7 protein-coding genes are annotated in these 7,060 nt (G+C 65.3%); 6 read left to right on the plus strand and 1 reads right to left on the minus strand.

Annotated elements, in window-relative coordinates:
* Window positions 1-19: 19 nt before the first annotated feature.
* The 5 genes from atpA to ABQF13_RS15130 are packed head-to-tail and all read left to right on the plus strand — an operon-like array spanning window position 20 to window position 4,997.
* Complete coding sequence (atpA, locus tag ABQF13_RS15110; RefSeq protein WP_448393549.1) at window positions 20-1,666, plus strand: F0F1 ATP synthase subunit alpha; 1,647 nt, start codon at window positions 20-22, stop codon at window positions 1,664-1,666.
* A 22-nt stretch (window positions 1,667-1,688) separates the two neighbouring features.
* Complete coding sequence (locus ABQF13_RS15115) at window positions 1,689-2,612, plus strand: F0F1 ATP synthase subunit gamma (protein ID WP_448393550.1); 924 nt, start codon at window positions 1,689-1,691, stop codon at window positions 2,610-2,612.
* Window positions 2,613-2,636: 24 nt separating this feature from the next.
* Window positions 2,637-4,172 carry a F0F1 ATP synthase subunit beta gene (gene atpD, locus ABQF13_RS15120; RefSeq protein ID WP_448393551.1) on the plus strand — a complete coding sequence of 512 codons (1,536 nt, stop codon included), beginning with the start codon at window positions 2,637-2,639 and terminating at the stop codon, window positions 4,170-4,172.
* A gap of 2 nt (window positions 4,173-4,174) precedes the next feature.
* Complete coding sequence (locus tag ABQF13_RS15125) at window positions 4,175-4,540, plus strand: F0F1 ATP synthase subunit epsilon (RefSeq protein WP_448393552.1); 366 nt, start codon at window positions 4,175-4,177, stop codon at window positions 4,538-4,540.
* A 10-nt stretch (window positions 4,541-4,550) separates the two neighbouring features.
* Window positions 4,551-4,997 carry a DUF2550 domain-containing protein gene (locus tag ABQF13_RS15130; protein WP_448393553.1) on the plus strand — a complete coding sequence of 149 codons (447 nt, stop codon included), beginning with the start codon at window positions 4,551-4,553 and terminating at the stop codon, window positions 4,995-4,997.
* On the opposite strand, the gene ABQF13_RS15135 is transcribed toward ABQF13_RS15130, so the two are convergent.
* Entirely contained in the window at window positions 4,994-5,572 is a 579-nt protein-coding gene (locus ABQF13_RS15135; protein ID WP_448393554.1) for a cob(I)yrinic acid a,c-diamide adenosyltransferase, read from the minus strand. The two genes, ABQF13_RS15130 and ABQF13_RS15135, sit on opposite strands and share 4 nt — an antisense overlap.
* A gap of 71 nt (window positions 5,573-5,643) precedes the next feature.
* On the opposite strand from ABQF13_RS15135, the gene murA reads away from it, so the two are divergent.
* Window positions 5,644-6,897 carry a UDP-N-acetylglucosamine 1-carboxyvinyltransferase gene (gene murA, locus ABQF13_RS15140; protein ID WP_448393555.1) on the plus strand — a complete coding sequence of 418 codons (1,254 nt, stop codon included), beginning with the start codon at window positions 5,644-5,646 and terminating at the stop codon, window positions 6,895-6,897.
* The last annotated feature ends 163 nt before the right edge of the window (window positions 6,898-7,060 follow it).

Consider the following 7,060-nt stretch of genomic DNA (forward strand, 5'->3'; position numbering starts at 1 on the left):
AAAAGGAAGACGAAAAGCCATGGCAGAGTTGACGATCTCGGCGAATGAGATCCAAGGTGCGATCGAGGAGTACGTCGCGGGGTTCGAGGCCGAAACCGAGCGTGAAGAGATCGGTACAGTCATCGACGCCGGCGACGGTATCGCCCACGTCGAGGGACTGCCCTCCGTCATGACCCAGGAGCTGCTGGAGTTCGCCGGCGGCGTGTTGGGTGTAGCCCTCAACCTCGACGAGCACAGCATCGGCGCCGTCATCCTCGGTGACTTCGAGCAGATCCAACAGGGCCAGCCGGTGAAGCGGACCGGCAACGTGCTCTCGGTGCCGGTCGGTGACGGCTTCCTGGGCCGGGTGGTCAACCCGCTGGGACAGCCGATCGACGGCCGCGGCGACGTCGAGACCACCGAGCGACGCGCCCTGGAACTGCAAGCGCCCTCAGTGGTGCAGCGCCAGAGCGTGAGCGAGCCGCTGCAGACCGGCATCAAGGCGATCGACTCGCAGACCCCGATCGGTCGCGGGCAGCGCCAGCTGATCATCGGCGACCGCAAGACCGGTAAGACCGCGCTGTGCGTGGACACCATCCTCAACCAGCGGCAGAACTGGGAGACCGGGGATCCGTCCAAGCAGGTGCGCTGCGTATACGTGGCCGTCGGCCAGAAAGGCACCACCATCGCCAGCGTGCGCCGCACTCTCGAAGAGGGTGGCGCGATGGACTACACGACCATCGTCGCTGCGCCGGCGTCTGATTCTGCCGGGTTCAAATGGCTTGCGCCGTATACGGGTTCGAGCATCGCCCAGCACTGGATGTACGACGGCAAGCACGTGCTGATCGTGTTCGACGACCTCACCAAGCAGGCCGAGGCCTACCGCGCAATCTCGCTGTTGCTGCGCCGGCCCCCAGGCCGTGAGGCGTACCCGGGCGACGTGTTCTATCTGCACTCCCGGCTGCTGGAGCGCTGCGCCAAGCTCTCCGACGAGCTCGGCGGCGGTTCACTCACCGGGCTGCCGATCATCGAGACCAAGGCCAACGACATCTCGGCCTACATCCCCACCAACGTCATCTCGATCACCGACGGCCAGTGCTTCCTCGAAACCGACCTGTTCAACCAGGGCGTGCGGCCGGCCATCAACGTCGGTGTGTCGGTGTCGCGCGTCGGTGGCGCCGCGCAGATCAAGGCAATGAAGGAAGTCGCAGGAAGTCTCCGCTTGGATCTATCGCAGTACCGTGAACTCGAGTCGTTCGCGGCGTTCGCCTCAGACCTCGACGAAACCTCGAAGGCTCAGCTGGACCGCGGAGCGCGGCTCGTCGAGTTGCTCAAGCAGCCGCAGAACAGCCCGATGCCGGTCGAAGAGCAGGTGGTCGCCATCTTCCTCGGCACCAAGGGCCACCTGGACTCGGTGCCCGTTGAGGACGTCCAAAAGTTCGAGCAGGAGTTCATCGAGCATGTGAAGGGCTCACACGAGGCGATCCTCAATGACATTCGGGAGACCACCAAGCTCTCCGATGAGACGGCCGAAAAGCTCGCCAACGCGGTGGACGAGTTCAAGAAGGGCTTCGCCACTACCGATGGCAGTTCCGTGGTGCCCGACGAGCACGTCGAGGCCATGGACGAAGGGGACGTCGAAAAGGAATCGGTGAAGGTCCGCAAGCCCGCACCGAAGAAGAAGTAGGACTGAAGGGTCCAGTAATCCAATGGCAGCAACACTGCGCGAACTGCGCGGCCGCATCCGCTCCGCGGGCTCGATCAAAAAGATCACCAAAGCCCAGGAGCTGATCGCCACGTCGCGGATCGCCAAGGCGCAAGCCCGGGTCGAAGCGGCCCGGCCATACGACCGCGAGATCACCAACATGCTCACCGAACTGGCCAGCGCCAGCGCGCTGGACCATCCGTTGCTGGTTGCTCGTGAAAAGCCGCGGCGGGCAGGCGTGCTGGTGGTGTCCTCCGACCGCGGACTGTGCGGGGCATACAACGCCAACGTGTTCCGTCGGTCCGAGGAACTGTTCGCCCTGCTCCGCGAAGAGGGCAAGGAGCCAGTGCTGTACGTGGTGGGGCGAAAAGCCCTCGGCTACTACAGTTTCCGCAACTGGGATGTGACGGAGGCCTGGACGGGCTTCTCGGAGCGCCCCGACTACGAGAACGCGCAGGAGATCGGCTCAACACTGGTTGACGCGTTCATGGCCGGAGTCGACGACGAGGGTGACGATCCGGGCGTGGACAACGTCCTCGGCGTCGACGAGCTGCACATCGTGTTCACCGAGTTCCGGTCGATGCTGTCGCAGACGGCCATCGCACGCCGGGTCGCGCCGATGGAGGTGGAGTACAGCGAAGAGGACACCGGACTGCACACGCTGTTCTCATTCGAGCCCGATGCCGAGACCCTGTTCTCCGCGTTGTTGCCGCGCTACGTCTCCACCCGGATCTTCGCCGCGTTGCTCGAGGCGGCGGCTTCGGAGTCGGCGTCGCGCAGGCGGGCCATGAAGTCGGCTACCGACAACGCCGACGAGCTCATCACGGATCTGACGTTGCAGGCCAACCGCGAACGGCAGGCGCAGATCACCCAGGAAATCAGCGAGATCGTCGGTGGCGCAAACGCGTTGGCCGACGCCAAGAGTTAGCACGCAGAGGAAGCGAAACCAGATATGACTGCTACCGCCGAACGCGAGACGAATAAGGCCGGCGCCGACACCAATGGACGTGTGGTGCGAGTGACCGGCCCGGTCGTCGACGTGGAGTTCCCACGCGGCGCCGTTCCGGAACTGTTCAACGCGCTGCACGCCGAAATCGCCTACAGCGACCTGGCGAAGACGCTGACGCTGGAGGTCGCCCAGCACCTCGGCGACAACCTGGTGCGCTGCATTTCGATGCAGCCCACCGACGGCCTGGTGCGCGGCGTCGAGGTCACCGACACCGGCGGCTCGATTTCCGTGCCCGTCGGCGATGGTGTGAAGGGCCACGTGTTCAACGCGCTGGGCGACTGCCTCGACGATCCCGGCTACGGCAAGGACTTCGAGAAGTGGTCGATCCACCGCAAGCCGCCGGCCTTCGATGAACTGGAACCGCGCACCGAGATGCTGGAGACCGGCTTGAAGGTCGTCGACCTGCTCACCCCGTACGTGCGTGGCGGCAAGATCGCACTGTTCGGTGGTGCGGGCGTCGGCAAGACGGTGTTGATCCAGGAGATGATCAACCGCATCGCCCGTAACTTCGGCGGTACATCGGTGTTCGCCGGTGTGGGTGAGCGCACCCGTGAGGGCAACGACCTGTGGGTAGAGCTCGCCGACGCCAATGTGCTCAAGGACACCGCGCTGGTGTTCGGTCAGATGGACGAACCGCCGGGCACACGTATGCGGGTGGCGCTGTCGGCGTTGACGATGGCGGAGTTTTTCCGCGACGAGCAGGGCCAGGACGTGTTGTTGTTCATCGACAACATTTTCCGCTTCACCCAGGCCGGTTCTGAGGTGTCGACGCTGCTGGGCCGGATGCCTTCCGCGGTGGGCTACCAGCCAACGCTGGCCGACGAGATGGGTGAGCTGCAGGAGCGCATCACCTCGACCCGCGGCCGATCCATCACCTCGATGCAGGCGGTCTACGTGCCCGCTGACGACTACACCGACCCAGCGCCTGCCACCACGTTCGCGCACTTGGACGCCACCACGGAGCTCAGCCGTGCGGTGTTCTCGAAGGGCATCTTCCCGGCGGTGGACCCGTTGGCGTCATCCTCGACGATTCTGGACCCCAGCGTCGTCGGCGACGAGCACTACCGGGTGGCGCAGGAAGTCATCCGAATTCTGCAGCGCTACAAGGACCTTCAGGACATCATCGCGATCCTCGGTATCGATGAGCTGTCGGAGGAGGACAAGCAGCTGGTCAACCGGGCACGCCGCATCGAACGTTTCCTGAGCCAGAACATGATGGCGGCCGAGCAGTTCACCGGCCAGCCGGGTTCGACCGTTCCGCTCAAGGAAACCATCGAAGCGTTCGACAAGCTGACCAAGGGCGACTTCGACCATCTGCCCGAGCAGGCGTTCTTCCTCATCGGCGGGCTCGAGGATCTCGCCAAGAAGGCGGAAAGCATGGGGGCCAAGCTGGAAGACACGAGCGGCGACGGTGCGCCGTCCTCCAGCGACGACAACGGCAAGGACGACGACGCCGACGACGCCGACAAGGCGCAGTAACCATGGCCGAAATAGACGTCGACATCGTCGCCGTCGAACGCGAAATTTGGTCTGGCAAGGCCACCTTCGTGTTCACCCGGACCACGGCCGGCGAGATCGGCATCCTGCCTCGCCACATCCCGTTGGTCGCCCAGCTCGTCGACGACGCGGTTGTGCGGATTGAGCGCGAAGGTGAAGACGATCTGCGCATCGCCGTCGACGGCGGGTTCATGTCGGTCACCGACGACGGTGTCATCATTCTCGCCGAATCAGCCGAGCTCGAATCCGAGATCGACTCCGATGCCGCGCGCCAGGACGCCGATTCCGACGATCCATTAACAGCCGCCAAGGGACGAGCAAGGATGCGCGCCCTGGGCCAGCTCGACTAGCGGGCCGCAGATGAGCGCGTCCATGTGGATCATGGTCGCGCTGGTCGGTGTGCTGCTGGCGGTGGTCGTCGCGCTGAGCTACCGGCTGTGGAAGCTTCGTCAGGTCGGCGGCACCGCAGCGATTCTGCGTGACGTGCCCGCCGTCGGCGGGCAGGGCTGGCGGCACGGCGTGATCCGTTACCGCGGTGGGGAGGCCGGGTTCTACCGGCTGTCCAGTCTGCGGTGGTGGCCGGATCGGCGGCTCAGCCGTCGGGGCCTGGAGATCGTGTCGCGGCGCGGGCCGCGTGGCGACGAATTCGACATCATGACCCATGAAATCGTCGTGTTGGAGGTCCGAGACATCAGCCCGGAACGCCGTCGAAGCTATGAAATCGCGTTGGATCGAGGGGCGTTGACGGCGTTCTTGTCTTGGGTGGAGTCACGGCCGTCACCTCGCGCGCGCCGCCGCGCTCGCTAATCGCTTGCCCCGCCGCCAGGTTGCCAGAGCACGTCACCGTCGAGGTTGGCCACCCGCGACAAGATGAACAGCAGATCCGACAACCGGTTGAGGTACTTGGCGGGAAGCACGCTGACCCCGTCGCCGTGGAGTTCGACCGCCCGCCACGCGGATCGCTCGGCGCGGCGAGTCACGGTGCGCGCCACGTGCAGCAGCGCCGACAGCGGCGTACCCCCGGGCAGCACAAACGAATTTAGCGCGGGCAGCCCTTCGTTGAACTCATCGCACCAGGCTTCCAACCGGTCGATGTAGCTCTGCGCGACCCGCAGCGGCGGATATTTCGGGTTTTCGACAATGGGCGTCGACAGATCGGCTCCGGCGTCGAACAGGTCGTTTTGAATCAGCCTGAGCACCTTGAGGATTTGCTCGTTGGGCTGGCCCAGTGCAACGGCCACGCCGATGGCGGCGTTGGCCTCGTCGCAGTCCGCGTACGCCTCGAGGCGGGCGTCGTTCTTTGACACCCTGCTGAAATCGCTTAACCCGGTGGTTCCGTCATCGCCCGTGCGCGTATAGATGCGGGTCAGATGGACGCCCATGCCGCAAACCGTACCGGAAGGACTGGGCATAGCGACTGACACCGTCTGGTGCGCTGTTTAAACTGACCCGCGTGAGCGAGCGTTTCGTGGTGACCGGCGGAAATCGGTTATCGGGCGAAGTTGCCGTCGGGGGGGCCAAGAACAGCGTGCTCAAGCTGATGGCGGCCGCGCTCCTGGCAGAGGGTACGAGCACGATCACCAATTGCCCCGACATCCTCGACGTGCCGCTGATGGCCGAAGTGCTGCGTGGCCTGGGCGCGACCGTCGAACTCGATTCCGGCGTGGTGCGGATCACCTCACCCGACGAACCCAAGTACGACGCGGATTTTGCTGCGGTCCGGCAGTTCCGCGCGTCGGTGTGTGTGCTGGGGCCGCTGGTCGGTCGTTGTAAACGGGCCAGGGTGGCGTTACCCGGCGGCGATGCGATCGGGTCGCGACCCCTGGACATGCACCAGGCCGGTCTGCGACAACTCGGCGCACGGTGCAACATCGAGCACGGTTGTGTGGTCGCAGAGGCCGACCACCTGCGCGGTGCGGAGATCCAGCTGGAGTTCCCCTCGGTCGGTGCCACCGAGAACATCCTGATGGCGGCTGTGGTTGCCGAGGGCGTGACGACGATCCACAACGCCGCGCGGGAGCCCGACGTCGTCGATCTGTGCACGATGCTCAACCAAATGGGGGCCCAGATCTCGGGGGCTGGGACCTCGACGATGACCATCGTCGGCGTGGATCGACTGCACCCGACCGAACACCGGGTGATCGGGGACCGCATCGTCGCCGCGACGTGGGGTATCGCGGCCGCCATGACCCGCGGCGACATCTCGGTGGTCGGCGTTGATCCGCAGCACCTGCAACTGGTCCTGCACAAGCTCCACGACGCCGGTGCGACCGTGACCCAAAACGACAATGGCTTCCGGGTGGTGCAGTACGAGCGGCCCAAGGCGGTCAACGTCGCCACCCTGCCGTTTCCCGGGTTCCCGACCGACCTGCAGCCGATGGCCATCGCCTTGGCGTCCATCGCCGACGGCACCTCGATGATCACCGAAAACGTGTTTGAGGCGCGGTTCCGATTCGTCGAGGAGATGGTCCGGCTCGGCGCTGACGCGCGCACCGACGGACATCACGCCGTGGTGCGGGGCATCCCGCAGCTCTCCAGCGCCCCGGTGTGGTCGTCAGACATCCGCGCCGGCGCCGGCCTGGTCCTGGCGGGCCTGGTCGCCGACGGCGACACCGAGGTCCACGACGTGTTCCACATCGACCGGGGCTATCCGCTGTTCGTGGAGAACCTCAAGAGCCTGGGCGCCGAGATCGAGCGGGTGGCCTGAGCCTCTCCGGTTGAGCCGCGCGGCCCCGGGGGAGGCCGCGTTGGACGCCGCCGAGACAGGGGGTACGCTGTGTTCAGAAGCCAACGGCCCCAGCCAAATCGGCTGGCGACCGCGGTTTGACGTCTCTGACCACGTGGAGTACAGTGGCAGGGTTGCCTGCAGA

Source organism: Mycolicibacterium sp. XJ879 (assembly GCF_053483935.1).